The following is a 24535-nucleotide window of genomic DNA, read 5'->3' as shown; positions in this document are numbered from 1 at the left end:
ATGGACTGTGGGACGTTGGGGCATCACGATTCCGTACGCCGGGCAGGTGCTTGATCGCGAGCTTGTCGCGGAGCTGCCGAAGCTGGGATACACGGACGCGTGGTCGGCGGAGGTGAACGGGAGCGACGGGTTCACGCCGCTGGCGCTGGCCGCGGGGTGGGCGCCCGAACTCCGGCTGGGGACCGCCATCGTGCCCGTGTCCACGCGCGGTCCCGGACTGCTGGCGATGACCGCGGCCACGCTGGCCGATCTCGCTCCGGAGCGGTTTGTCCTGGGTATCGGTGCTTCGTCCCTCGTGATCGTCGAACAGTGGAACGCGGGCGAGTTCGTCAAACCCTTCGCCCGTACCAGAGACACCCTCAGATTCCTCCGCGCCGCGCTCGCCGGCGAGAAGGTGACCGCGACATACGAGACCTTCGACATCAAGGGGTTCAAGCTCGAGCGAGCCCCTCGGATCCCACCCAGAATCGTGCTGGCCGCGCTTCGGCCGAGGATGCTGCGGCTGGCCGCCGCCGAAGCCGACGGTGCGATCACCAACTGGCTGTCCCCGGAGGACGTACGGAAAGTCCGAGCCGAGCTCGACGACGATACCGAACTCATCGCCCGGCTGTTCGTGGTCGTCAGCGAGGACGCCGACAAGGTCCGCGCCCTGGGTAAGCGTATGATCGCCGCCTACCTGACCGTGCCCGTCTACGCGGCGTTCCACGACTGGCTCGGCCGGGCCGAGATGCTCCGGCCGATGCACGAGGCCTGGGCGGCCAACGACCGCCAAGCCGCCCTCAAAGCCATCCCCGACGAGCTCGTCGACCAGCTGATCGTGCACGGCGACGCCGCCACCTGCCGCGCCCGAATCACCGAATACGTCGCGAACGGCCTCACCACCCCGGTTCTCGCCCCGATTCCCGCCGACGAGACGCCGATCGCCCAGATCGTCCGCGACCTCGGAACGCCTTAAAAAGATCGTTCGTTATCGGGGGGAACGCTTGGGTAAAGCAGTCCTGAGCCCCTTGGAGGTCGGCGATGGCGAAGGCGCGGCGAGCGGCGCAGGTCTACCGTGCGTACCAGGACGTCTCCCGGCCGGGCAGCCCCGGCTTGATGACGCGAATCCGGGCACTGCCGCGAATGGTCCGCGGCGCCCTTCGCGGTGAGTATCGCGACCTGGGCAAGGGCAGGCTCAGCATGATGGGCCTGGCCATCCTCTACATCGTCTCCCCCATCGACGCGATCCCCGACTTCCTCCTCGCCATCGGCATCGTCGACGACTTCGGCGTCTTCCTGTGGCTCGCCACCGCCCTCCTGGGCGAAAGCGGCCGGTACGTCACCTGGGAGAAGAACCGCCAGTTACCCTAAAGCTCTTCCATTCGCAGCCACGCCCGCGAGGGCAGCGGATGGCCGAAGAGACGGGCGGCATTGCCGTACGCGACCCGGGCGAGGTCGGCGGGGGGCAGGTTGCCGAGGCGGTGGGCGATGGCGCGCTGCGTGTCGGGCCAGGACGATTCCGACCGGGGGTATCCGCTCTCCAGGAGCACGTGCTCCATCCCGACGGCCATCCGTACGGCGCTCAGCGCGGTGTCGTCGAGCGAGCCGAAGAAGAAGTTCCGGCGCAGGACCTCGCTCGGCTTGAGGCCGCCCTCCCAGCTGGTCTCGCTGGCGACCGGGTGATCCAGGGCGTAGTCGGCCCGCTCGGAGAGCATCGGCAGCCAGCTCACGCCGCCCTCGACGATCAGGATGCGCAGGGACGGGAACCGCAGCGGGACGCCTGACCAGAGCCAGTCGGCGCAGGCGAACATCGCGCTGGCCGGGATCAGCGTGGTGATCGCCTCGATGGGCGTGTCGGTCGACGGGACCGGTGCCCAGGAGGAGCCGCCGGTGTGCAGGCAGACCACGGTGCCGGTCTCCTCGCAGGCGGCGAAGAACGGATCCCAGTGCCCGCTGTGAATGGACGGCAACCGCAGCCGCGTCGGAAACTCGGGGAACACCACGGCCTTGAAGCCGCGCGCCGCGTTCGCCTTGATCTCCGAGGCGGCGATCTGCGGATCCGGCAGCCAGGGCAGCTGCAGGGCGATGATCCGCTCGGGGTAGCTACCCGCCCACACGTCCACATGCCAGTCGTTCCACGCCTTGACCAGGGCAAGCCCGAGATCCTGGTCGCGTGTCCTGGCGAACGCCATGCCCGCCTGCCCCGCCAGCATGCCCGGGAAATTGACCGCCGCCCAGATTCCGGCACGATCCATGTCCTGGATCCGCTCATCGATGTCATAGCAACCCGGACGCATGTCATCGAACCGGACAGGATCGAGCGTCCACTGCTCCTTGGGCAGCCCAGCACCGACGTCCAGGCCGGCGCACGGATACGTCGCACCGCCATAGCGCCACACCTGGTGCCCGGAATCGGTGTCCACCACTCGGGGCGCCAGGTCCTCGAACTTGGCCGGAAGGCGATCTTCGAACAGGTCCGGCGGTTCGATCACATGATCGTCGGCTGAGATGATCACATAGTCCCGCCGCCTCGGCTCTGGGTCGGGAAGCAGCGGCGTGTTCACAGGAGTCAACGGTAGAGGCAAGGAATAACACCAAACAAGCTGCGAGGTCTCCGGTTGGTATCCGTTCGTTCACCCGGGGCGTCTGAGGTCTTTCGTCCAGATCGGGGGCTTGGTTAAACCTTACGGGCGAACGCGCGAGCAGGCGGAGAAATGCGGGTTCAGCGCGTCATGGATTGCACGGATTCTGGCGCGGATCGCGCGGCCCGCAGATCGCGAGCCTCCCGCCGGATCAGCAGCAGCCACCCGCCGATCGCGATCCCGATGAACATCCACCACTGCACACCGTAGGCCAGATTCAACCCGCCACCACTTCCCGCATCGGGTTCCGGCACCGGCTCCGGCGCGCTCGCCGCCGCGGGCTCCTGCCCACTGAGCTCGACAAAACCCCCATACAGCCGGTACGGCAGCCCTGCCCCCAGCACGGAATCGTTGATCAGCAGAATCTGCTTCGGGGGCAATCCCGCACGATCCTCGATTCCGGTCGTCTCCTCGGTCTCCGCAGGCCGCAACCGCCCGGTCACGGTAACCTCACCCGCTGGCGCCGCAGGCACCGAAGGCGTCCCGTCCGCGTCCGTCCCCGCCGCGACCCACCCACGATTCACCAGCACCGCCCCCGCCGGGGTCACCAGCGGCGTGATCACATAAAACCCCACCCGCTGATTCTGGGTACGCCGCCGCACCAGCCACTCATGCGACGCGTCATAACTCCCCCGCACGGTCACCGCACGGAACTTGTCCCTTTCCGGTACGGCACCGCCCACCGCCGCCAAATCCGCCAACGGAACCGCGGCGGCGGCCAGATTCGCGGAGGTCCGATCACTGGCCGACGAACGTTCCTCGTATCGCCCGAACTGCCATCGCCCCAGAAACACGAACGCCGGAATCACCAGCAACACCACAACGTGAAGCGCCAGCCAGCGGGGAGTCAGCAGAAACCGATACACGAGTTCAAGCCTAGGCACCCACCCGAGTGCCTCGTCAGCCGACCGTGGCGCTGGCTGTGGTGGGGCGGGCGCTTGGGCCTGGGCGGGGGGTGACGTCGCGGGGGGTGGCTACCTCGTGGCCCTTGGTGCAGCGCATGTGTTGTTCGATCAAGGCGCCGCAGTCTCGGTGGGTGAGGAGGACGGGTGGGCCTTCGGGGTCGGAGACGTAGCGGTCTCCCCAGTGCATGAGGGATACCAGGATGGGGTAGAGGTCGACGCCTTTTTGGGTTAGGCGGTATTCGTCGCGTTGGCGTTGGCCGGGCTCCTGGTAGGGGACTTTTCGGAGGAGGTCTTCTTCTACCAGGCGGGTGAGGCGGGCGCTCAGCACTTGGCGAGGGGCGCCGGTGTTGGCCTGGAGGTCGGCGAAGCGCCGTACTCCATTGAATGCCTCGCGTAGGACGAGGAAGGTCCACTTTTCGCCCAGCACGGCAAGCGTTCGTTCGATCGAACAGTTATCCAGCCGGTACGCGCTCCGATCGGTCACGCCGTCCATGGCTCGCATCGTAAATCATTACCTCCAACGTCATCTGAGTCTACTTGACAGACTTAGCTGGCCCAAGGAGGCTGAGTTCATGGAGAGAACTCAGGTGGAGGTTCGGCCCACCCGGGCCGGCGATGAGGATGGCGTGCGGAAGTTCCTGCTCGGGCTGTCGTTGCACACTCAGTCCCACCGGTTCTTCGCCGGGGTGACGAAGCCGAGCGCGAGCATGATGCGGGCTCTACTGGCCAGGGACGAGCGACGGGACGCGCTTGTGGCGGTCGTGGACGATCGGGTGATCGGGCATGCCATGGCGTTTCGGGATGGCATAGATGTGGAGATCGCCGTGGTCGTCACCGATGAGTGGCAGGGCGTCGGGGTGGGGTCCCAGCTGGTGCGTACGTTGCTGCGGCGGGTGACCGGCGCTGAGTGGGTCGCGATGGACGTGATGGGCGACAACCGGAAGGTGCTCGCCATGGTTCGGCGGGCCTGGCCGGATGCCACCATGACCGTCGAATCCGGGTCTGTTCAGGTCAGAGCGGAACTTACATTTGCAGAACAAGGTTCTGTTGCGTCACCATTGACGGTGTGAAGAGCGCGAAGAATGGTCGTGACGGCCGGACCCGGATCATCGAGGGCGCCCTGCGCCGGTTCAGCCAGGATGGCGTCTCCGCGAGCACGCTGGCCAGTCTTCGCGAGGAGAGCGGCGTCAGCGTCGGTAGTTTCTATCATCATTTTGCCAGCAAGGAACATGTCTTCGGCGTCCTGTACTCGGAGACGCTGGCCATGTATCAGGAGGCTTTCGTCACCGAGCTGACCCGGCATGAGGAGGCTCGCGCCGGGATCGAGGGCATCGTCACCCTGCACATGGCTTGGTGTGGCGAACATCCGGAACGAGCCCGGCTGCTGGTCAGCGAGCGTCCGCCCCGGCGCGAGGAGCCGGGGGGAACCGAGGTGGCGGAGACCAGGCGGGCCTTCTTCCGCCAGGTCTCCGACTGGTGGCGACCCCACACGAAGGCGGGCCTGCTCAAGCCGGTGGACGCCACCATGTGTTACGTCCTGTGGCTGGGTCCGGCGCAGGAAATGTGCCGCCTCTGGTTCGCGGGCGCCCACCAGCCCACCGAAGCCGAGATCAAAGAACTCAGCGAAGCCGCCTGGGCCAGCCTCCGCATGTAAGAAGAGGCCCCCGCGAGGAGCGCCAGCGAGGACATCGACCTGTTCACATCCGGTGTTCGCGACGACTTCGCGGAGGGCATTCGGTCGCAGCTTGGCACAAGGCCAGGGACATTATCCTTGGGTGGTTCAAGTCCCACCCGCCTTTCTCGCAGCCCAGGTGGAGCATGAGATGTTCGAGCTGCTGTCGAAGCTTGCGGAGATCTTCTCCTCCTATGGCCAGCAATACTTCACGGGCAGACGGGGCGCTAAGGACGCCAAGGTCGCCCAGTGCTTACTCGACGTCATCCTGGCCCTCCAGGAACTGATCGCACGTGGGGAGCGGATCCTGCTCCTGGCCGAGGAGCCGGATGAGGAGTTCGCCGATCAGCTGGAGCGGCAGATCGACGGCCTCGAAGCGCTGCGAACGAAGCTGGAGGGCGCCCGCGCCCTGCTGACGACGATCGATGTCGAGTTCTACCTCGATCTTGTCGTCTTCGTCGACGTCAAGTCCGGATTGCTGAAGAGGTGGGACCAGCAGGCCAGGCGCAGCGCCTACTCCACGACCACCCTGTTCTTCCTGCCGCCGGACGACCTGTGTGCGGCTCTGGAAAGCGGACGGTCCCACGCGAACGCCCAGGGCATGGAGCTCGACCGGTCCGACTACCTGCTCGTCCTGGCCGAGCGGCTGGCGCAGGTGCGGGCCACCGAGATCCGTGACATCCGCAGGGTGTCCGGCACCGAGCTGGGCCCGGAGATCGGCGCGGCCCGTACCAGGCTCGACGGGGCGAGGAAGCTCTGCCGCTCTCTCTTGGAGAGCATGGAGCAGACCCTGGGCGCGGAAGCGCTCGCTCGGCTACGCCGTGAACTCGCGCGCTGACGCTCACCCACCGGTTCTCCTTCTCAGCCCGGGGGCCTTCGGGTAGCCGAGGGCGGCCAGGGCGTAGCTGCCTATGCCGGTGGCGTGCACGTGGAGCTCATCGAAGCCGAGGAGCTCGGCGACGCGTTCGGTGTTGAAGAGTAGTCGCTGAAACAGTCCGGTGCCCTTGCCCGCGCCGGTGATGCGTATCTCGTCCAGGGTGAAGTCGTCGTTGGGGAAGGAGAAACCCAGCTGCACCAACCCCACCGCGGTCTCGTCGGCGTAGACCCGCAGGCTCGCCTCACCGCCGCCGTCCGGATAGATCGCGACCGAGGCCTCGGCGTCGGGCAGCCCGTCGAGCAGGCACTCGGCGAAGACCTCTGGACTGACCCGGATCCACTGTCGCCAGGCGTCCACCAGCTCCTCGTCGATCCGGCCGAAACTCACCCGCGGCACCGAGAAGTCGCTCTGCGTCAGGTTCGCCGGATCGAACCGCGCCGGGGCGGGCGAGGGGGCGGTGAGCGGGATCGAGTGGGCATCCTCGAGGAGCTCGTCCCAGAGCGGATCGGCCCGGAACGGCGGAAGCATGAGATCCTCGCCGAACTCCGTCCAAACGCTGTCCCAGTACGCCGCCGAAGTCGCCGGTCGCATGCCGAGCCTCATCGCACCTGCGATCATGCATCGGAGCAGCAACATGGTTCCGCCGAGCGAGGCCAGATTGAGGTCTGCCGACTCCTGGCAGCTGACGGCGAGCGCTCTGCTGTCGCGCTCCATCTCCGAGTAGGCGACTAAATGCGGCATATTGCTCACGGTCACCGCGATCTGGGAGTCGAGCACCGAACTCTCCGCCGCCGGCTCGAAGACCGCGTCGTCGGCGGTGAGGATGAGCGGCCGGACCTCGTCGCCGTCGAGCAGCACGATTTCCAGGGCTCTCTCCCCACGCGGTCCGAAGATCGGTTCCAGCTGGAGGACAGCCTCCGGCGCCAGCCGTACCTCGTCCTGGATCGCCGGGATGTGGATCTGGATCAGGTCTTGCGACCGCGTGATCTCCAGGCCGGGCAGGTCCGCTAGTGCGCGCTCGATCTCGATGCCTTCCACAACGGGATTGTGTTCCCGGAACGCGGCATTGTCATGGAAATGACCATGCTCATTCACCCGGCGGCACCGAGGCCGAGGTAAGACGATCAAAGCGGGCCGTCGATCAGTGGATGACCACGCGCGCTTGCGAAAGGGCCTGTATGTGCGGGCCCGAGCTGACCGCGCAGCGGGAGCGGGACTTGGGCACTCTCGGGCGGCGCTAGATTGCTTCCCGTGAAAGCTCCATCTGACCTGCTGCGACGGCTTCGGGCCCGGTTCGATGAGACCGGATACACGATCGACGGGGTGCGTGAGCGGCTGGGGGACGTAGCCGCTGGGGCGCTGGCCCGGGAGGAGCTCGTTCCCGCGTTGCGGGCCACCAGGGATCTTGACCCGCTCGCGGCGCTGATCCGCCTGTGGTGGCTGGGCGTCCCGGTCAGTACGGCAGCCGCCGACCTTCCGCTCTCCGAACTCGTACAGTGCGGTCTGCTGGTGAAAGTCGGGGACGCGGTGCAGGCCAGCGTGCACCTGCAGCCCTGGGAGACGGGCGGTTACGTCGTCTCCGACCGTAAGGTGCGCCCAGGCGACCCTGCGGTTCGGCGCGACCACGTGGTCGGCGCGGGCGGCGCGTCCGCCAACCTGGCCCAGCTCGTCACGCGCCAACCGGTCGAACGCGCCCTGGACCTGGGGACCGGCTGCGGCGTGCAAGTTCTCCACCTCGCCGATCGCGCCGATCACATCGTCGCCACCGACGTCAACCGCCGCGCCCTCGACCTGGCCCAGCTGAGCTGGGGTCTGTCCGGAATCGAAGGTGTGGAAGTACGCAAGGGCTCGATGTTCGATCCGGTCGAGGGCGAACGTTTCGACCTGGTCGTCTCCAACCCGCCGTTCGTGATCTCTCCCCATGCTCGCCTCACCTACCGCGAGGCCGGCTACCAGGCCGACGACTTCTGCCGCGAGCTGGTACGGCTCGCGCCCGCCCACCTCAACCCCGGCGGCCACTGCCAGCTGCTGGCCAACTGGCTGCACGTCAAAGGTGAGGACTGGCAGGATCGGGTGGGCGGCTGGCTGGCGGAGACCGGTTGCGATGGCTGGGCCGTACAACGGGATGTGCAGGATCCGGCCGAATATGTGGAACTCTGGCTCAAGGACGCCGCCGAACAGGGCACTCCCGCCTACCGGGAACGCTACGACGAGTGGCTGGCCTGGTTCGAGGCCCAGAACGTCACCGGCGTTGGTTTCGGCTGGATCACCATGCACGCCTCCGGCACGCTTGATCCGGTCGTCCGCGTGGAGGAGCTCTCCCAGCAGGTCGAACTCCCGGTCGGCGACTACCTGGCAGACGTCCTCGATTCGATCACAACCGCTCACCGCCTGACCGACGATGACCTACTCGCGACAGCCCTGCACCTGAGCAAAGGCGTCCTGGAGGAACGCGTCGGCGTCCCCGGCGCCGAAGACCCCACCCACATCATCCTGCGCCAGACCCGAGGCCTGCGCCGCAGCACCACTGTCGGCACAGTCGAAGCCGCACTGGCAGGCGTCTGCGACGGACAACTCCCCCTGGCCCCCCTCCTGGCCGCCATCGGCGACATCCTCGGCGAACAACACCTAGCCCCCACTCCGCTCCGCCCTCTGATCGCCGAAGGCTACTTCCACCTCCCCACCCAAACCTGAACCCATTGAGCGCGAACCATCGGGGTCAGGACTGCCAGACTCTGACCTTTCTTATGATCACGGTGCCGTTCGCGCGCTGGTCGATGCCCTCATTCATCCGCGGGGCGAAGATAGTGGATGAAACGTCTCCAAATTTGGCGAAGTCGAAAGGCATTCGCAGGGTATGCCATTGGTCGTCGCCGTAATGGCTGGGCGGTACGAATTCCCGAATCCGAAACGGGGACCTGGGGTTCTGCGGATCAGCCCAGACGGCTCCACCAAGCTCACGCAGTCCTGAGCGGGACTGCTGCATGGGAATGAGTGCGAAATACAAGTAACGATCGGTCGGATCTGACTCAACCACCTGATATTCGAACTCGATTGCTCCGCTGATGAATGGGAGGAGCTTGTTCAAGCCAACGCTGTCGTGAGTGAGGGAACGGATTGTCGCGGTCCGTCCAGCTGTTGAGATGGACGTACGCCAGATATCGTCTTTGTTTCTTCCGAAGGCTATGTGGTAGCCCCACTCGGCGAACGGGTCGGCTTCACGCTCGCTGTCATAGCGCAGTATGTCGGGACCGTCGCCGCGGGGCGTGCCGGAGCCGGCGGCAGATCGTGCGGGGCCGCGTACCCAGGCGAGAACACCGAGCGTCGTGCCCGTGGCGGCCAGGAGCACGGCCGCGACATCCGCGATGTTGACCTCGGCAGCGATATTGACAGCTCGGATAACGGCTGCGACAAGTGCCACCAGCGATACCAGGGCGATCGCGCCACCCAGCAAGCGCCAGACTGTCTTCGTCCTGTTCACGTGACCATGATGGCTCATTCCACGTAGCAGAGGCAGCCCTGTCGCATACTGCGGGCCAACCTGCTCAGTACATCGCTGAGCGCACCTTGCTTCGAAACGGTGCGAGCATGGGGCCGGATTCGGTGTTCCTACTTGCTCATGCATCAAACCCAATGACCAGGTCAAAGGCAATGTGCAAGCACTTTCAATGTTCCCATCTTGCGTGGGCCGGAAGGCGCCGCCGGTTCCCCGAATAAATGAACAAGTGCAAATTCTGCCTGGCCCATGTTGTTGCGGAATTGGGATCTCGGCACCAAGGGTTATTGCGGGATTTCGTCCCATCGCTTGCCGATGGGAGGACCGCGGCGCGATGACTGCCGTTCGTGTGGGAACCACGGCGATGGCGGCGCCGGGCGGAGCCCGAGGGGAAGCAGAAGGGCTGGGTGGGGGGAGAGAGAAGCACAAGGCAACCACGGCGACGGCGGAGGCGAGCGGAGCCCGAGGGAAACAGAAGGCTGGGTGGGAGAACCCGGGCAACTCTCGCCGTGACGGCGTGGGCGGCAATCGGATGGTGATTGGACGTTGAGTTTGGTGCGCGAGGGTGAGGAGTGGGCATGGACCCGGGGGGTTCGGGGTCTGTGTCAAGTCCGGCCGGTCGTCCTAGAGAGGCGGCTAGCTGTCATGAGGCGCTCCGGTTAGCCGGGCCCCCTATGCGCCGATTGAGAGCTGACGACCGGCCGGGCGCCCACCATCAATGGGGAATGCCGCACCAAGGGACGCGACAGAGGGGGACGCCACCAAGCGTCGTCGCCAAAGGGGACGCTGGTGGAGCTGGACAGCCACGGAATGCACGCCTAGGGAGGTCGCGGTGATCAATCACGTCAGGATGACGCGGTTGGATGATGAGCTAGGTCTCGACCTTCTGGGTGAGGAGGGCGCGGACGTCGTCGGCTTCGGGGGAGCCGAGCCGGGTGAAGATGTCGAGGGCCTTCTCTAGGGCGTCGGTGCTCCGGGTAATGCTGCCCAGGCCGCGCAGCGCCTTGCCGAGAGCGGCCAGCGACAGCGCTTCGCCGTACGGATGGGTGATCTCGCGGCTGACGATGAGGGCTTGCTCGGCGTGCCTGGCGGCGTCCTGGTAGCGGCCGGCGGCGGTGAACGTGGTGGCCAGCCGGACGCAGACCCGCTGCTCCCACACGCGCTGGTTGCTGGCCCTGAAGAAGTCCAGGCATTCGGCGTGATGCACGACGGCCTCGTTGAGCCGGCCGACAGCGGAGAGCACGATGCCCAGGTGGTACCGAGCGCGGGCCACGCCGGGCGCGCTGCCAAGCTCGGTGAAGATGGCCAGCCCCTGTTCGGAGACGGCGATGGCGTCTTCCGGCCGCCCCAGGCCGAAGTGGTCGCGCGCGGAGTAGCTGAGCACGAGCGCCTCACCGGCCACGTTCCCGACCTCGCGGTAGATCTTCCCGGCCCGGTCGAACCATTCCAGCGCTTCGTGGTGGCGGCGCTGCCGCCCGGACACCACAGCGAGCGCGTTGAACGTCTCCCCGAGCACGATCGGGTCGCCGCACTGCTCGGCCAGCGCACGAGCGCCCAGAAACTGCTCTTCCGCCTCGGCCATGCGATTCGCCCCGAACAGCACCCGGCCGAGCACATACCGGCAGCGCAACTCGCTCCGCGGATCGCCGACTTGCCGCGCGGCTTCGATGAGCACGCGCGTACGCTGGTCGAACTCGCGCCCGGTGGCACCGGTCTCCAGCAGCGGCTCCATCGCGACAAGCAGATCCGCTGCCGGCAGCAGCTCCCCGGTCGCCGCCTCCGCGGCCTGGCCGAGAATGGCGAACAACGCCTCACTTTCGGCAGCCAGCCACGCCACCGACTCGTCCGCGGACGAGAACGTATGCCCACGATGCCCGATGACCTGAAGATTGTCGGCAACCGCGCTGCCCTCATAGGCGAGTCGATGAGCCGACCGCGCAGTCGCCAGATAGAACCCAAGCAGCCGCCGCAACGCCTCCGCCCGCTCGCCCGCGTCGTCCTCACCCTCCGACTGCCGCCGCGCGAACAATTTCAGCAGGTCGTGAAAGCGATACCGCCCCGGCGCGGGAGCCTCAAGCAGGCTGGCATCGACCAACGACTCCAGCAGATCCTCAGTCTCCACCAGACTCAGATCCAGTACGGCATCCGCTGCAAACACCGAAATATCCGACCCATTCGGCAACGACAACAACCGGAACGCCCGCTTCTGCCGGTCATCAAGCTGGCCGTACCCCAGCGCAAAGGTGGCCGACACAGCCAGATTGCCGATCTTCATCTCATCCAGCCGACGCCGTTCATCAGCCAGCCGGGGCACCAGCGAAGCAACCGTCCAGGACGGCCGCGCAGCCAGCCGAGCAGCCACGATCCTGACCGCCAGCGGCAGGAAACCACACGCGGCGACGACATCCATCGCAGCGGCCCGCTCGGCCGACACCCTCTCAGGACCAGCGACGGCGCCGAACAGGGAAAGAGCCTCGTCGGGCTCCATCACATCCAGGTCGATCAGCCGAGCCGACGGCAGATCGGCGAGCTTCCCCCGGCTGGTGATAATCGCCGCACATCCAGCCGACCCGGGCAGCAGATGCTCGACCTGATCGGCATCCCGCGCATTGTCGAGCAGCACCAGCATCCGCCGATCGGCCAGCAGCGACCGGAACAGCGCCGACCGATCGGCCAACCTGTCCGGGATCACATCGACCGGGATACCGAGGGCACGCAGAAACGCCACCAGCGCGGTCTCCGGCGGCGTCGGCTCCTGGCCATAACCTCGCAGATCGGCGTAAAGCTGACCATCCGGGAACAGGTCATGAACCAGGTGAGCGACATGCACCGCAAGCGTGGTCTTGCCGACACCACCGATGCCGGACATGGCCACCACAGGCACACCATCGCCACTGCTCAGCAACGTGAGCATGCGGTTGACCAGTTGCTTACGCCCGGTGAAGTCGGTGACCGCCGCCGGAAGCTGCGCCGGTTTGGGCATCTCGACGAGCGTTTCGGGCTCCTCGGGAGCCGGAGGCCGTACCGGCGTGACAGTAAGGGTCGGGTCGGCGGCCAGGATCCGGCGGTGCAGGTCGGCGAGTTCGGCGCTGGGCTCGATGCCGAGTTCCTCAATGAGGGCATGCCGGGTGTCGGTGAAGACGGCGAGCGCTTCGGCGGCGCGGCCGTTGCGGTAATAGGCGAGCATGAGCTGGGCACGCAACTGCTCGCGCAGCGGATGCTCGGCGACCAGGGCGATCAGCTCGGAGACGACCCCGGCGTGCCGGCCGAGCGCCAGGTCATGGTCCATCAGGGTCTCGACCATGCCGAGCCGGCGCTCGATCAGACGGTCCCGCTGGTGATCGGCGTACGGACCGACGGCGCCGGCGAGCGGCTCACCGGTCCACAGGGCGAGTGCGGAGCGCAGGGTTTCCGCGGCTTCGGCGGTGTCAGAGCCGCGGTGGGAGGCTTCGGCGGCGGCGACCGCGCGGTCGAAGAGCGCCAGGTCCAGCATGTCGGGCGCGAGCCGCAACGCGTAGCCGCGGCCCACCGAGGTGAGCAGCTCCGGCGGGGTACGCGGCGAACGGTCGGGCTCCAGCACGGTACGCAATCGGGACACGTATGTCCGTAACGCGCCCAGCGCCCGGGGCGGCGCGTCCTCCCCCCAGATCGCGTCGATCATTTCGGACGGCGTGACCGCCCGACCTTCCCGCAACAGCAACATCGCGAGGATGGAACGTTGCAAGGGCGTGCCCAGATCCAGCTCGACCTCGTCGCGCCAGGCCCGGACCGGTCCGAGCACGGCGAAGCGCAGCCCGTCCTCGGCGCCGCGACCAGACATTTTCCATCCTCAGAAGGCCTCTATTGGCAGGTTTCCGACCAAATGATAGATCCCACTGGGGCTGTCCAATAGTGCGGGATCCTCTCGTTAACCGCAGCGATGGTTGTCATTCATCCTATTGATCAGGCGTTGATCGGTCGTTGAACGGGCGGGGCCATCCTGTAGGCATGTGAGTCATGGCCCCTGCGGGGGCGGTCATGCCTCGTCTACATATGGAGTCCCTCCCCGGTCGGGGAGGGACTTTTCGCTGGTAGGGGGGATCTTGCAACGGTCCCGTAAGGAACCTGTAAGTGCCCTGCAGGCGGCCGAGCCTAGAAATGGGCCAACCCCGAAACGGGGGGCATCGTCCTCAAGCACACAGCAGGAGCACCCCATGCGCATCCGGAAGATCTTCGGCGTCGCCGCCGCGACCGCGATCCTCGCGACCGGCATGGTCGGTTTCGCCTCGACCGCCGCCAACGCCTCGACCCAGAACACCCTCACCGCCTCCTCTCCCGACTGGGACGACGACAGCTGGGGCTCCTACTACTCCAAGAACCACAAGGCCAAGTCCAAGGGCTGGATCGACGTCGACTACTACGACGAAGAGGACAACAAGGTCCGCGTGGGCGGCAAGCTCTGGGACTACGACCACAGCGACAAGAAGTGCGCCTACGTCGTCTTCCGCTACACCAAGTGGAGCGATGAGGAGGACGACTACTACACCGACTACGTCAGCTACAAGAAGTGTGGCTGGGAGAAGAAGTTCTCCTTCACCCGCTACGACGTCTCGCAGGTCCAGGTGAAGGTCTGCCAGATCGACAAGTGGAGCAGCTACCCCTACAAGTGCGGGTACTGGAAGGACATCTACAACGCCTACGACGACGACTACGGCTACGACGAGGACTACTGGGACGAGCACTAAGCCTTAACCCGGCAGGAAACACAGCGCGGCCCGTCCCCGGCAGGGGGCGGGCCGCTCCGTTCCGTGTGCGAGTAGAAGGGGTCAGGCTGCTGCTTCCACGAGGCCGAGCCGCGCGTGGAGCCGTTCTCGGACCATCGGCCATTCGGAGCGGAGAATCGAGTAGTACGCGGTATCTCGGACCGTATTGTCGGCGCCTCGGCTGTCAGCCCGTCGCACACCGTCCAGGTGTGCGCCGAGGGCCTCGATGGCGGCCCGAGATCGTGCGTTGCGTACGTCTGCCTTAAGCGTTATCCGGTGAACCTGCCAGGTCTCGAAGGCGAGTGAGAGCATCAGCAGCTTGCTCTCCCGGTTGACACCCGTGCCCTGGGCGGAAGCGCCCAGCCAGGTGTAACCGATATCCGCCACGGACGGGACCTCGCCCACCACGCCTTTGGTGCCCGGCGGCCAGGGCATGGGGCCCTGCCAGTACTCCAGGTGCATCAGACGGGTGGCACCGACCACACGATCGGTGTGCAGCCACCGGATGGCGAAGGGCATCGACCGGCCCTCCGCCTGCTCAGCCATGGCGGCCTCCACGTAGGAGACCATGTCGTCCCGACCGGCGGGAACGCGAGTGAAGGCGTAAGTTGAACGGTCCTCACTCGCCGCTGTGACGAGGTCGTCGACCACCGCGAGGCTGAGCGGTTCCAGGCGCACAGAGCGCCCGGACAGGGTGACAAAAGCGGGCATGAGCACATGATGGGGGCTCAGTGGCATTTGTGGTACCAAATGACACACGACATCTTGTGGAGACTCTGGTTAAGCACCACGCGAGGCCTTGAAACCGCAGGTCAGACGGTGTGTACCCTATCCTGCTCGCCCGCTTTTCAGGGTAAAGATTTCGACAAGATCACCGCACCGCATGGGCAGGTTTGAGGACGCCGATCCGGCGCTGGCTCGGCTGCCTGGCGGCAGTCAGATCGGTTAGGGCGGATTCGAGATGGATCAAGGATTCCGCCACCCACGGAAGGGTCAGTGGATCATCGGCGTGCAGGGTCGTCAGGCGCTGGTCCGGGGTGTCGCCGTAGAGCAGGCTGGTGGCGACGCGAACCCGGGGAGCGCGCGGATTGTCCCCGAAAGCGGAGCCGGGAAGCACGCCCACCCCGTGCTGCTCGATCAGGGTGTGCGCCAACTCAGCCGCACTCTCAAACCCCGAAATTTCGGGATATAGGTAGAAACCTCCTTGAGGGGCGTGGACGGATGCGCCCGCTTTCGTGAAGCGGTCGGCCACCGCGCGGGCGACCAGGCCGTGCAGCCGGCGTGACTCGTTCACCCGCTGGACGATCTCCGCCGGCTCGGTCAGCGCGTACGCGGCGGCGTGTTGCACCGGCGCGGCCGGGCTGGACCAGATCTCGCTGGCCACCGCGAGCAACCGGTCCCGCAGGGCCCAGCCGGCAGGCGTGTGGCTCAGCCGGGCCATCCCGATCCGCCAGCCGCCGACGGCCAGGCTCTTGCTCAGCCCGCTGGTGATGATCGTCCGCTCCGGCGCGACCTCGGCCGGGCTCAGATACTCGGCCACCGGATCGTGCACCAGATCGCGGTAGATCTCATCGGAGATGATGACCAGATCCAGATCGCGGGCGATCTGGGCCAGCCGCCGGATCGTGCTCGGGCGCGCGAGCCGTCCGGTCGGGTTGTCGGGCAAGGTCACCAGCAACGACCGCACCGTACGCCCCTGCGCGCGCGCATGCAGCACCGCCGAAGCCACCAGATCGGGATCGGGCACCCCACCCTCGCCGGGAGGCGCCGGAACCATGATCGGCCGGACTCCGATGATCTCCGCTTGCGCGGCGTAGCTGACCCAGCTGGGCATGGGCAGCACGATGTCGGCCGGGCCGTCAGCGCCGATGGCGAGCAGCACGCCGAACAGCAACGACTTGCTGCCAGGCCCGCTCACCACCAGGTCGGGATCGGTCGGCAGACCACGCCTGGTCCAGTATCCGGCGGCGGCCTCGCGCAGCGCGGGCGACCCCGCGACCTGGCCGTAGCCGTTGTTGCCGCTCGCGTCGGCCAGTCGGGCGCGCAGGGCCGGGTGCACGGGCAGACCAGCCTCGCCGAAGGCCAGGTGCAGGACCCGTTGCCCGGCGCGGCGTCTTCGCTCGATGTCCTGGTTGGCTGCCAGAGTGGCTGAGAGGGTAACGTGCATTCTTCTTTTTCCTTCCATCGCTCGGAACGTTCCCAGCCTGAGGCGGGAGAGGCATCGGTACAAGCGAGGCTTTTCGGTGCCTGGCATAAGGAGATCCGATGCTTGATTTGCGGCGTTTGACGTTGATATGTGAATTCGCCCGGCGGGGCAGCATCGCGGCCACGGCGTCCTCGCTCGGATACAGCGCGTCGGCGGTCTCGCAGCAACTGGCGGCGCTGGAGCGGGAGGCCGGGGTGGCGCTGATCGACCGGACCTCGCGCAGCGCCGAGCTCACCGACGCCGGGCGGCGGCTGGTCGAGCACGCCGAGCACATCCTCAGCCTGGTGGAGAGCGCCGAGTCGGATCTGTCCAGCCACGCGGCGACGCCGTCCGGGCGGGTGGTGGTGACCGCCTTCCCCACCGCGGCCGTCGCGTTCGCGCCCGCGCTGGCCCGGTCGTTGCGGCGGCATCAGGAGCTGTCGCTGCGGCTGATGCAGAGCCGGTCCGGGCGGGGCATGCGGGAGGTCGAGTCCGGGGAGGTGGACATCGCGCTGGTGGACGACTGGTGGGGGCGGGTCCGCCAGCATTCCACGCTGACGGTGTTTCCACTGCTCAACGACCCTTTGGTGCTCGCCGTGCCACGCCGCCACCGGCTCGCGGATCCGGATGCGTCGGTGGATCCCGTACGCCTGCGGGACGAGTCGTGGATGGCCACCCCCGAAGGCGAACCGTCCCGTACGGCGGTGGACCGGCTGCTCGCCGATGTCGGGGGCGCGCCTCCGGTGGCGTGGGAGTTCGAAGGGCTCGGCACGATCCTGAGCCTGGTCGCCAAGGGGATCGGGATCGCGGCGGTGCCCGCTCTCTCGCTGGCCGCCGGGGTGCGCGGGGTGGTGGTCCGGGAGTTTCCCGGGGAGCAGATCGAGCGCCGCATCTATGCCGTCGCGCGGGGTTCCAGCGTGCAGCGGGCCTCGGTGGCGGCCGTGCTCCGGGCGCTGCACGTGGCCGCCCGCTATCTCGCCGCGGATCTGCCGCATCTGACCGTCGCCGGAGACGAGCTCCAGTAGGTTGTGCGGCGTGACCGATGCCCCCACCTATGACCTGGAACGCCTGCTCACCACCGCCGGAGGGGCGAAACTCGTGGCCGGAGTGGACGAGGTGGGCCGCGGCGCCTGGGCGGGTCCGGTGTCGGTATGCGCGGTGGTGACCGATCTGTCCGAGCCGCCGGCCGGTCTCACCGACTCCAAGATGCTCACGGTCAAACGCCGGGCCGCCATGGTCGCCGAGATCGAAGCCTGGGCCCTGGGCATCGGCCACGGCGAGGCCACCGTCGAGGAGATCGACACCCTCGGCATGACCGAAGCCCTCCGCCGCGCCGCCCGCCGCGCCCTGGAATCCCTACCGGTACGCCCCGACGCGGTCATCCTCGACGGCAAACACGACTACCTCGGCCCACCGTGGCCCGTCCGCTGCGAGATCAAGGGCGATCTGACCTGTGTCTCCGTCGCCGCCGCCTCCGTCCTCGCCAAGGTCAGACGCGACACCCACATGGCCACCCTCGGTTTCGAGGCGTACGGCTTCGCCGACAACGCGGGCTACCCGTCCCCCGTACACCAGCAGGCACTGGCCGAATTCGGACCCACCCCACACCACCGCCTGTCCTGGTCCTACCTGGACGACCTCCCGCAGTGGCGCCACCTCAAGCGCCACAGGAACGCCCTGGCGGGCGAAGGGCAATTGCCGCTCTTCGGCTAATTGCGGGGTGGCCCCGCCGGGTGGGCGGCGGAGCCACGGGAACGCGCTTAACAGTCCACGAGCTCGGGCTTCTGGTTCAGGATCTGAGCCCTGGGGCTGGTGAATTCCGCGAGGGCGTCGGTCGCGCTCGGGTGGAAGACGGCCACGCGGTGGCAGTTCTGGAAGGCGAGCCGGATACCGAAGTGGCGTTCCAGCGCGCCGCGCATGGAGTCGCTGGCCAGGCAGCGCAGGAGCTGGCCGCGGGCGGACTCGTCCGGCGGCGGAACGAGGTTGTCGGCGAACTCGGCGCCGCTGGTGGCACGCTGCTCGACCAGATCGCTGATCACCGACCAGGCATACGGAAGCGAGTCACGAACACAGGCGACAAAAGCCGCGTCGTCGACATCCCCCTCCCTCGCCCGATCGAGCAGATCGTTGGAAACGGTCAGCGACATGTGCTTTCTCCTCTCAAAGAGATCGATCCGACGCTATGTCGGCATCTCAGCGCCTCCACCTGTCGGCGAGGCGACACTCATATCCGCCTAACGCCACGCTTCACCCGGCGCGAAGGAGATCAGAAGTGGGCGGGGGCAGGGCCGTACTGGTGGTGGGGGTCGATCTGGGTGGTCAGGTCGGTGCCGGTGGCGAGGTTGGCCCAGGAGTGGGCGTTCTTGAGGTGGAACTCGGCGGTCTGGCGGGCGAAGCGGGGCCAGTCCTTCTCCTGGGCGTCGAGCGTGGCGAGCATGGTGGCCAGGGTTGTGAGGTTGGTGGGTTCCAGGTCGTGGAGAGTGAAGGGGTGGCCCTGCTCCATGGCGCGGATGGCGGGGGAGTGTGTCATCGTGGCGAGCAGGGCGTCGCCGACGTGGTCGCGCAGGAAGGCGAGGTCGGCGGGGGACTGCACCTTGTTGCCGATGACGGCCAGGGGGACGTCGAAGCCGGCGGCGTACTCGCGGTACTGCTGGTAGACGCCGATGCCCTGGCGGGTGGGTTCGGCCACCAGGAAGGTGAGGTCGAAGCGGGTGAACAGGCCGGACGCGAAAGAGTCGGCGCCCGCGGTCATGTCCACGACGACATATTCGCCGGGGCCGTCCACCAGGTGGTTGAGGTAGAGCTCGACCGCGCCGATCTTGGAGTGGTAGCAGGCGACGCCCAGGTCGTCCTCGCTGAACGGGCCGGTGGCCATCAGGTGGAGGTCACCGTCGCGGACGGCGAAGGTGTCCAGGAAGAAGGGGTCGTCGATGGTGGGCTGGCGGGAGCCGCGGCCGGGCGGGGTGGTCTTGACCATGGCCGCCGCCGAGGGGATGAGCGGGTTGTCGCCGCGCAGGTAGTCCTTGATCTCGGTGAGCCCGGCACCCAGCGGTGGGGGCGTCGTCTCGATGCCGAGGGCGAGCCCGAGGTGCTGGTTGATGTCCGCGTCGATGGCCACGACCGGACCCCCCGTCGTCGCGTACCTCGCGAACAGCGACGACATCGTGGTCTTGCCGCTGCCGCCCTTACCGACGAACGCCACACGCATGAGCGCACTCCTGAGTGAATGTGAAAACCGTTTCCACTGTCACTCGGCATCATGCCACACCTCGACCCCATAGAGTCACCGTGGAGTCCTCACCCTTTACTGTGGCTGCCCCGGAGAAGCCAGAGATCGTTCCAGGTTTCCCCACCCACCCACATCGGCACCGGACCGAGGAACTGCGGGGCTCCGCTTGCTCCGCTGCTCCAAGGAGCACCCCAGTTGCCTGGCAACAGCCCACGCGGAACGGCTCAACCTCGGATGTGAGGCATGCCCAGAGGAAGCACACGACCTGCCGGAGGCAGCCTCACCTCAGCAACTAACCCGACGCGCCCCCGCAAGCCCGGACCGCCGCTGGCATCTCATTCCCGATGGCGCGGTTCGGTCCTCCCCCGCGCACAGCATGAAGCCGCGACCGCCACTGGCCACAGCGGCTCAGCAAAGACCGGGGTACATCACGCGGGCATCCGCAGTGTCCACGCCGAAAGACCTGCGAGGTCGGAGCCGACCAAACGGAGAGTCGGCACAGGGAGTCCGGCCCGCGGAGTCGGCACGGGGAGTCGGCCCGCGGATCTGACCAAGCGGGGAGCCGTCGTGGACGGTTCCCGGCCGTGGTGGCTGGGTGGTGCGCTCGTGCTCGTCCGGTTCAGCGTCGGAATCGTGCGGCGAAGCGGCCTCTTTTGCCGAGGTGGAGCAGGGTCCAGGTGCCGTCGTGGTTGCGGCGGGTGCGGTAGCGGTCGGGGTGGGTTGCTTTGTCGCGGTTGTGCCAGGCACACGCGGGGGCGAGCTGGTCCAGGTCGGTGGTACCGCCCTCAGCCCAGCCGGTGACGTGGTCGATTTCGCACATGTCGGCGGGGATGGCGCAGTCGTCGCGGTAGCAGGTGGTGTAGCGGGCCAGGATGGCCTGCCGCTGCGCGGGGGTGGCCAGACGAACGGCGCGGCCCATGTCCAGGACCCGGCCCTTGGCGTCGACGACCATGCGGACCAGTCGTGAGGTGCGGGCGAGCCGGTGGACGTCGGAGATGGGCAGCAGCTGCCCGGTGGCGATCAGCAGCCCGGGCGCGAGCCGGTCCGGCGCGTGCCCACAGATCCTACACGCCTCCGGCACCGGCCCTTCACCCGTGCTCGCGCTCCCCGCACCCGTGCTCGCGCTCCCCGCACCCGTGCTCGCGCTCCCCGCACCCGTGCTCGCGCTCCCCGCACCCGTGCTCGCGCTCCCCGCACCCGTGTCCGTGTTGGCGGTACCCGCTCCGGTTGAACCCGTGTCCATGCTGCCGGTACCTGGCCCGGTTGAACCCGTGTCCGCGCTGTCGGTACCTGCCCCGGCTGATCGCGTGTCCGCGCTGCCGGTGCCATCTCCGGTTGAACTTGTGCTTCCGGTGTGGTGAGGGCCGCTCGCGCGGCGGGTCGAGCCGTCACCGGCCTGGGGTGTCCCGGGTCGGGCATCGCTGGAGCCAGCGGTGTCGGCGGTGTCGGCGTTGTCGGGGTGAGTGGTGGCGGCGCGTCCGGATGTGCTCTGCGATGGCGGTCCCCCCGTGGCGGGCGTGCCGGACGCCGCGGTGGTGGCGGCGTCGGCGGTGTCGGACGCCGCGGTGGAGGCCGCAGGGGTGCAGTCGGCGTCAGATGCGGGGTGGCCGGTGGTGGGGTGATCGTGTGTGGGGTGATCGGTGGGGAGGGATTCGGCGCGGACCAGGACCAGTAGTTCGGTGGTGACCTTCTTGCTGAGCAGTGCCGACAGTGCGTCGGCCTGGCGGACCCGGAGCGGGCGGTCATCGTCTTTGCCCTTGGGCCGTGCGTAGGCGGTGAGGAACTCGCGCAGCCGGGCGCCGGCCTCGCGGGGCAGCCGGAACTCCCCCTCCACACCGCCCGTGCTGGACGGGCGGACCAGCAGGAAACGCGTCGCGTAGTCGTCTTCGGCGTCATCCTCCAGAGTGCCCGGATCCAGCAGCTCACGCAGGTACCGCCCGGCCTTGCCGATCTCCGCCGGAGACGCGCCGTCGGCCAACTCCAGCAGGATCGGCTCCACCAGCGCCGCCTGCTCATCACTGAGACGGTCGGTGACCTGACAGATCGCCTCGACCGACCCCTCCGCCAGCGCGCCGCAGGCGAACCGGTCCCGCACCACGGGCAGCCGGGCCAGCTGGACCGCCAGCCGCACCAAAGCCGACGCGGCCCCGCCGGTCATCCCCGCCGAGGCACGCAGCCAGGTCCCGGTCGAGGCATGCCCGCCACTCGCAGCACTCCTGGCCTCACCGGTCGCATGCACCCGCCCCACCCGCGCGGCGATCGCCGAGTCCAGCCGATCCCGCGTGAACAGCAGCTCCTCCGTCTCACCCACACACAACCCGGCACCCTCGGGCAAGTCGGACACCGCAAGCAGGGACGCGCGCTGCCTCAGCTCCGACACCAGCACCCCAGAACCCACCGGCTCACCACAGGCCCCCGGCCCTGCCGAGGCCTCCACCCCCGCCGAGCGGGCACCGTCGGTGGAGCGGCCAGAGTCGGTGGAGCGGACGGTGTTGGTGGAGCGGTCGTGGAGGAACTGCTGCCCTGTGTTCTGCTGCCCTGTGTCGCCGTATGTGTCGCTGTAGGTGTCGTCGGTGGAACGCTGGGGCGGGACGTAGTCCGGGTCCAGCATCGTGCCCTTCAAGAACGCGGGCACCTCGCGTCCGCGGGCACCCCCCGCACGGGAGGGATCCCGCACCTCGAACGGAAACCCGAGCATGAAAGACGCCCCCTCTCCGCTTCTGCAGATCCCGAACAACTGTTCCCACGCTATCTGGCGGCTATGACAAAACCTGGCCTTGATCCGCGACAAAACCGCAGGTCGCACGCCTCGTCAAAAGATCTACCTAACTGCCGCTATCCGAAGAGCCATCCGCCACGCTCGATCAGGAGCAGGACACCGACCCGCAGACCCTTAACCCGCGAAGAACAGGTCCTCGGCTCGCCTCATTCGACCGACCACGGGGATGGCGGAGGCGGGTGGAGCCCCAATGCCGGGAAGTTAGGTGGTGGGTGTGGATGTCAAGGATGGTGATGGTGATGGTGATGGTGGGTGGTGGATGGTGATGTGGTAGGTCGCGGTCTGGGTTTTGGGGTTGGGGTGGGTGTTGCGGAAGGGGTAGCGGACTTTCGGGCGGTTCTTGACGCGGGGGCTGGTTCTGGGGCGTCGGGTGGCGGGGGCGGGCCGGGTGGTGATCTGGGCCAGGGTGTGTTCCCAGTCCTGCGCGGCCTGGCATGGCCGGGTTCCCATGCCGGTGATGAGGCTGTCTCGGGTGGTGTGCAGGGTGATGGTGAAGCTGATCTGGTCGGGGTCCAGGCCGGTGTCCAGGGCGGCGTGGCAGATCAGCCGGCGGAGCAGGTGATGGGTCAGGAGCAGGGCGTAGAACTCCTGCAGGACGCCGGTGACGGTACGCGAGCGCAGGGGCCGCAGGGATCCTTTGTGGACGGCTTTGAGGCCGGACAGGGCGGTCTCGATCTCCCACCGCTGCCGGTAGCAGGCCATCAGGTCGGCGGCGGGGAAGGCACGATGGTCGATCAGGGTGGTCATCAGCTTGTAGGACTCGCGGCGGGTTCTGCCATCGGCCAGCCTGATCGTGATCTCGGCCTCGATCAGGCGCACCAGTACGCGCAGGTGCCGTTCTCCTTTGGCATAGCCGCGGCGCTCGACCAGGCAGGAGCCGTCGGGTAACCGCTGGATCAGGGTGCCGGACAGCCGGGCCGGCGCCCGCCACAGCAGCTGCGCTCCGGTCCCGCGCGCGGCCTGCCACAGGCGCAGAGCGGCAAAGCAGCGATCGGCCAGCAGCAGCATCCCGGGCCGCAGGCATCCCAGCATGCCTTCGGCCAGGACCGGCTCGCTGGTGCGGCGATGCCCCCACACCGCGTCCAGGATCGCCCGGGTGCCGCATTCGACGGTGACCGCGAAGGCCATCTGCGGCGCCCCTTCACGCCCGCTGCCGTGCACCGGAGCCCCGAACGCCGCCCGCACCGGCGGCTCATCGGCCAGATCCAGGGTCGACCCGTCCCAGGCCACCAGGCGCAGCCCCCGCCACCACGCCCCCGCCAGGCCCGCCGGGGCCACCGGCCCCCGCACCCGATCAAACAGCATCTTCACCGGAGCCTCACCCAGCCGGGCCCGGGCCTGCCGCAACGCCGCCGCCGACGGCACCACCCCGCCCCGCAGGCGGCAGGACAACGCCCGCCACACCCCCGCATAGCCCCGCTCGGGAAACAACGTCATCGCCAGCAGGAAGAACACCATCACCCGGGCCGGGAGCAGCCGCACCCGCCGCTCACCCCGCCGGCAGGCCGCCAGCACCTCATCGACCAACTCCACCGGAAGCTGATCGGTCAGCACCCCCAAATGCGCCGGATCGAACACGTCCCGATCCACCGGCATGGCAAACTCACCCATACGGAGCTCCCGCAGAACTAGATCTTGGTCGATCCCCGTTCTAGCAGGAGCTCCGCCCTGCTTTCAGCGCAGTTGACAACAAACCCCACCACCTAACTTCCCGGCATTGGGGTGGAGCCCCAATGCCGGGAAGTCTGTCGTGGGGCGGGTGTCAAGTGGGGTGGATGGTGATGTGGCAGGTCGCGGTCCGAGCGAGGCGCCGGATCGAACACGTGCCCATCCACCGGCGTGGCAAGCTCGCCCATACGGAGCTTCCGCAGAACTAGATCTTGGTCGATCCCGTTCTGCAGGAGCTTTGTCCTGGTTTCAGGGCAATTGGCAACAAGCCCCGCCACCTAAATTCCCGATATTGGGGTGGAGCCCGAGGGAAATCAGAGGGTTGGGTGGGGAACCGGCCGGTCCAGCGGAGAGTGCGGTT

General features: G+C 67.5%; 21 protein-coding genes. 9 read left to right on the top strand and 12 right to left on the bottom strand.

What is annotated here, in order from left to right; genetic code table 11:
- The first annotated feature begins 7 nt into the window (after positions 1-7).
- Entirely contained in the window at positions 8-955 is a 948-nt protein-coding gene (locus Aple_RS13725) for an LLM class F420-dependent oxidoreductase (RefSeq protein ID WP_155344932.1), read from the top strand.
- 65 nt (positions 956-1020) lie between these two features.
- Positions 1021-1350, top strand: a complete 330-nt coding sequence (locus Aple_RS13720; RefSeq protein ID WP_155344931.1) for a YkvA family protein — start codon at positions 1021-1023, stop codon at positions 1348-1350.
- On the opposite strand, the gene Aple_RS13715 is transcribed toward Aple_RS13720, so the two are convergent.
- The 3 genes from Aple_RS13715 to Aple_RS13705 all read right to left on the bottom strand — a co-directional run bounded on the left by Aple_RS13715 (position 1347) and on the right by Aple_RS13705 (position 4019).
- A complete protein-coding gene (locus Aple_RS13715) occupies positions 1347-2543 on the bottom strand; it encodes an amidohydrolase family protein (protein WP_155344930.1) in 1197 nt (398 codons plus the stop codon). The two genes, Aple_RS13720 and Aple_RS13715, sit on opposite strands and share 4 nt — an antisense overlap.
- A gap of 158 nt (positions 2544-2701) precedes the next feature.
- Entirely contained in the window at positions 2702-3487 is a 786-nt protein-coding gene (locus Aple_RS13710) for an SURF1 family cytochrome oxidase biogenesis protein (RefSeq protein WP_155344929.1), read from the bottom strand.
- A gap of 34 nt (positions 3488-3521) precedes the next feature.
- Positions 3522-4019, bottom strand: a complete 498-nt coding sequence (locus Aple_RS13705; RefSeq protein ID WP_155344928.1) for a winged helix-turn-helix transcriptional regulator — start codon at positions 4017-4019, stop codon at positions 3522-3524.
- A 79-nt stretch (positions 4020-4098) separates the two neighbouring features.
- Between Aple_RS13705 and Aple_RS13700 the strand changes: the two genes are divergently transcribed.
- The 3 genes from Aple_RS13700 (at position 4099) to Aple_RS13690 (ending at position 6036) form a co-directional block, all read left to right on the top strand.
- Positions 4099-4596, top strand: a complete 498-nt coding sequence (locus tag Aple_RS13700; protein WP_155344927.1) for a GNAT family N-acetyltransferase — start codon at positions 4099-4101, stop codon at positions 4594-4596.
- Positions 4593-5180: a TetR/AcrR family transcriptional regulator gene (locus Aple_RS13695; protein ID WP_155344926.1), complete on the top strand. Its 588-nt coding sequence runs from the start codon at positions 4593-4595 to the stop codon at positions 5178-5180. Before Aple_RS13700 ends, Aple_RS13695 begins: the two co-directional genes overlap by 4 nt.
- Positions 5181-5349: 169 nt before the next feature.
- A complete protein-coding gene (locus tag Aple_RS13690) occupies positions 5350-6036 on the top strand; it encodes a hypothetical protein (protein ID WP_155344925.1) in 687 nt (228 codons plus the stop codon).
- Positions 6037-6039: 3 nt separating this feature from the next.
- On the opposite strand, the gene Aple_RS13685 is transcribed toward Aple_RS13690, so the two are convergent.
- Positions 6040-7113, bottom strand: a complete 1074-nt coding sequence (locus tag Aple_RS13685; RefSeq protein ID WP_155344924.1) for a hypothetical protein — start codon at positions 7111-7113, stop codon at positions 6040-6042.
- 204 nt (positions 7114-7317) lie between these two features.
- Here Aple_RS13685 and Aple_RS13680 point away from each other — a divergent pair, with 204 nt between their 5' ends.
- Complete coding sequence (locus tag Aple_RS13680) at positions 7318-8769, top strand: DUF7059 domain-containing protein (protein WP_373869580.1); 1452 nt, start codon at positions 7318-7320, stop codon at positions 8767-8769.
- Positions 8770-8794: 25 nt separating this feature from the next.
- Here the strand turns inward: Aple_RS13680 and Aple_RS13675 are convergent, their stop codons facing one another.
- A complete protein-coding gene (locus tag Aple_RS13675; RefSeq protein WP_155344922.1) occupies positions 8795-9556 on the bottom strand; it encodes a hypothetical protein in 762 nt (253 codons plus the stop codon).
- 886 nt (positions 9557-10442) lie between these two features.
- A complete protein-coding gene (locus Aple_RS13670) occupies positions 10443-13391 on the bottom strand; it encodes an AfsR/SARP family transcriptional regulator (protein WP_155344921.1) in 2949 nt (982 codons plus the stop codon).
- Positions 13392-13764: 373 nt separating this feature from the next.
- Here Aple_RS13670 and Aple_RS13665 point away from each other — a divergent pair, with 373 nt between their 5' ends.
- On the top strand, positions 13765-14295 hold the full coding sequence (locus Aple_RS13665; RefSeq protein ID WP_155344920.1) for a hypothetical protein: 531 nt from the start codon (positions 13765-13767) through the stop codon (positions 14293-14295).
- An 81-nt stretch (positions 14296-14376) separates the two neighbouring features.
- Here Aple_RS13665 and Aple_RS13660 read toward each other — a convergent pair whose 3' ends face one another.
- Together Aple_RS13660 and Aple_RS13655 are read right to left on the bottom strand one after the other, a co-directional pair.
- Positions 14377-15024, bottom strand: coding sequence for a GNAT family N-acetyltransferase (locus Aple_RS13660; RefSeq protein ID WP_155344919.1), 648 nt, complete (start codon positions 15022-15024; stop codon positions 14377-14379).
- Positions 15025-15184: 160 nt separating this feature from the next.
- Positions 15185-16480 carry a pyridoxal phosphate-dependent aminotransferase gene (locus Aple_RS13655; protein WP_155344918.1) on the bottom strand — a complete coding sequence of 432 codons (1296 nt, stop codon included), beginning with the start codon at positions 16478-16480 and terminating at the stop codon, positions 15185-15187.
- A gap of 98 nt (positions 16481-16578) precedes the next feature.
- Between Aple_RS13655 and Aple_RS13650 the strand changes: the two genes are divergently transcribed.
- Positions 16579-17523 carry a LysR family transcriptional regulator gene (locus Aple_RS13650; RefSeq protein ID WP_155344917.1) on the top strand — a complete coding sequence of 315 codons (945 nt, stop codon included), beginning with the start codon at positions 16579-16581 and terminating at the stop codon, positions 17521-17523.
- A gap of 1 nt (position 17524) precedes the next feature.
- The gene (gene rnhB, locus Aple_RS13645) at positions 17525-18211 is read left to right on the top strand and encodes a ribonuclease HII (RefSeq protein WP_218038309.1); all 687 of its coding nucleotides are present in this window, start codon (positions 17525-17527) and stop codon (positions 18209-18211) included.
- Between the two features lie 47 nt (positions 18212-18258).
- Here rnhB and Aple_RS13640 read toward each other — a convergent pair whose 3' ends face one another.
- The 4 genes from Aple_RS13640 to Aple_RS13625 all read right to left on the bottom strand — a co-directional run bounded on the left by Aple_RS13640 (position 18259) and on the right by Aple_RS13625 (position 24117).
- On the bottom strand, positions 18259-18645 hold the full coding sequence (locus Aple_RS13640) for an SCO5389 family protein (protein WP_155344915.1): 387 nt from the start codon (positions 18643-18645) through the stop codon (positions 18259-18261).
- 119 nt (positions 18646-18764) lie between these two features.
- Complete coding sequence (locus Aple_RS13635; RefSeq protein WP_155344914.1) at positions 18765-19706, bottom strand: ATP-binding protein; 942 nt, start codon at positions 19704-19706, stop codon at positions 18765-18767.
- Positions 19707-20346: 640 nt separating this feature from the next.
- Entirely contained in the window at positions 20347-22425 is a 2079-nt protein-coding gene (locus Aple_RS13630; RefSeq protein ID WP_155344913.1) for a DUF222 domain-containing protein, read from the bottom strand.
- 282 nt (positions 22426-22707) lie between these two features.
- On the bottom strand, positions 22708-24117 hold the full coding sequence (locus Aple_RS13625) for an IS4 family transposase (protein ID WP_155344912.1): 1410 nt from the start codon (positions 24115-24117) through the stop codon (positions 22708-22710).
- Positions 24118-24535: the final 418 nt, after the last annotated feature.

Origin of the sequence: Acrocarpospora pleiomorpha (assembly GCF_009687885.1) — a bacterium.
Lineage (GTDB): Bacteria > Actinomycetota > Actinomycetes > Streptosporangiales > Streptosporangiaceae > Acrocarpospora > Acrocarpospora pleiomorpha.
This window is presented reverse-complemented; position numbering and strand designations above follow the sequence as displayed.

Bases quoted from the DNA above. Each gene is read 5' to 3' on its own strand.
- Aple_RS13670 (WP_155344921.1), bottom strand. From the start codon at position 13,391: ATGTCTGGTCGCGGCGCCGAGGACGGGCTGCGCTTCGCCGTGCTCGGA.
- Aple_RS13635 (WP_155344914.1), bottom strand. From the start codon at position 19,706: ATGCGTGTGGCGTTCGTCGGTAAGGGCGGCAGCGGCAAGACCACGATG.
- Aple_RS13720 (WP_155344931.1), top strand. From the start codon at position 1,021: ATGGCGAAGGCGCGGCGAGCGGCGCAGGTCTACCGTGCGTACCAGGAC.
- Aple_RS13660 (WP_155344919.1), bottom strand. From the start codon at position 15,024: ATGCCCGCTTTTGTCACCCTGTCCGGGCGCTCTGTGCGCCTGGAACCG.
- Aple_RS13630 (WP_155344913.1), bottom strand. From the start codon at position 22,425: ATGCTCGGGTTTCCGTTCGAGGTGCGGGATCCCTCCCGTGCGGGGGGT.
- Aple_RS13690 (WP_155344925.1), top strand. From the start codon at position 5,350: ATGTTCGAGCTGCTGTCGAAGCTTGCGGAGATCTTCTCCTCCTATGGC.
- Aple_RS13625 (WP_155344912.1), bottom strand. From the start codon at position 24,117: ATGGGTGAGTTTGCCATGCCGGTGGATCGGGACGTGTTCGATCCGGCG.
- Aple_RS13655 (WP_155344918.1), bottom strand. From the start codon at position 16,480: ATGCACGTTACCCTCTCAGCCACTCTGGCAGCCAACCAGGACATCGAG.
- Aple_RS13650 (WP_155344917.1), top strand. From the start codon at position 16,579: ATGCTTGATTTGCGGCGTTTGACGTTGATATGTGAATTCGCCCGGCGG.
- Aple_RS13640 (WP_155344915.1), bottom strand. From the start codon at position 18,645: ATGTCGCTGACCGTTTCCAACGATCTGCTCGATCGGGCGAGGGAGGGG.
- Aple_RS13700 (WP_155344927.1), top strand. From the start codon at position 4,099: ATGGAGAGAACTCAGGTGGAGGTTCGGCCCACCCGGGCCGGCGATGAG.
- Aple_RS13665 (WP_155344920.1), top strand. From the start codon at position 13,765: ATGCGCATCCGGAAGATCTTCGGCGTCGCCGCCGCGACCGCGATCCTC.
- Aple_RS13705 (WP_155344928.1), bottom strand. From the start codon at position 4,019: ATGGACGGCGTGACCGATCGGAGCGCGTACCGGCTGGATAACTGTTCG.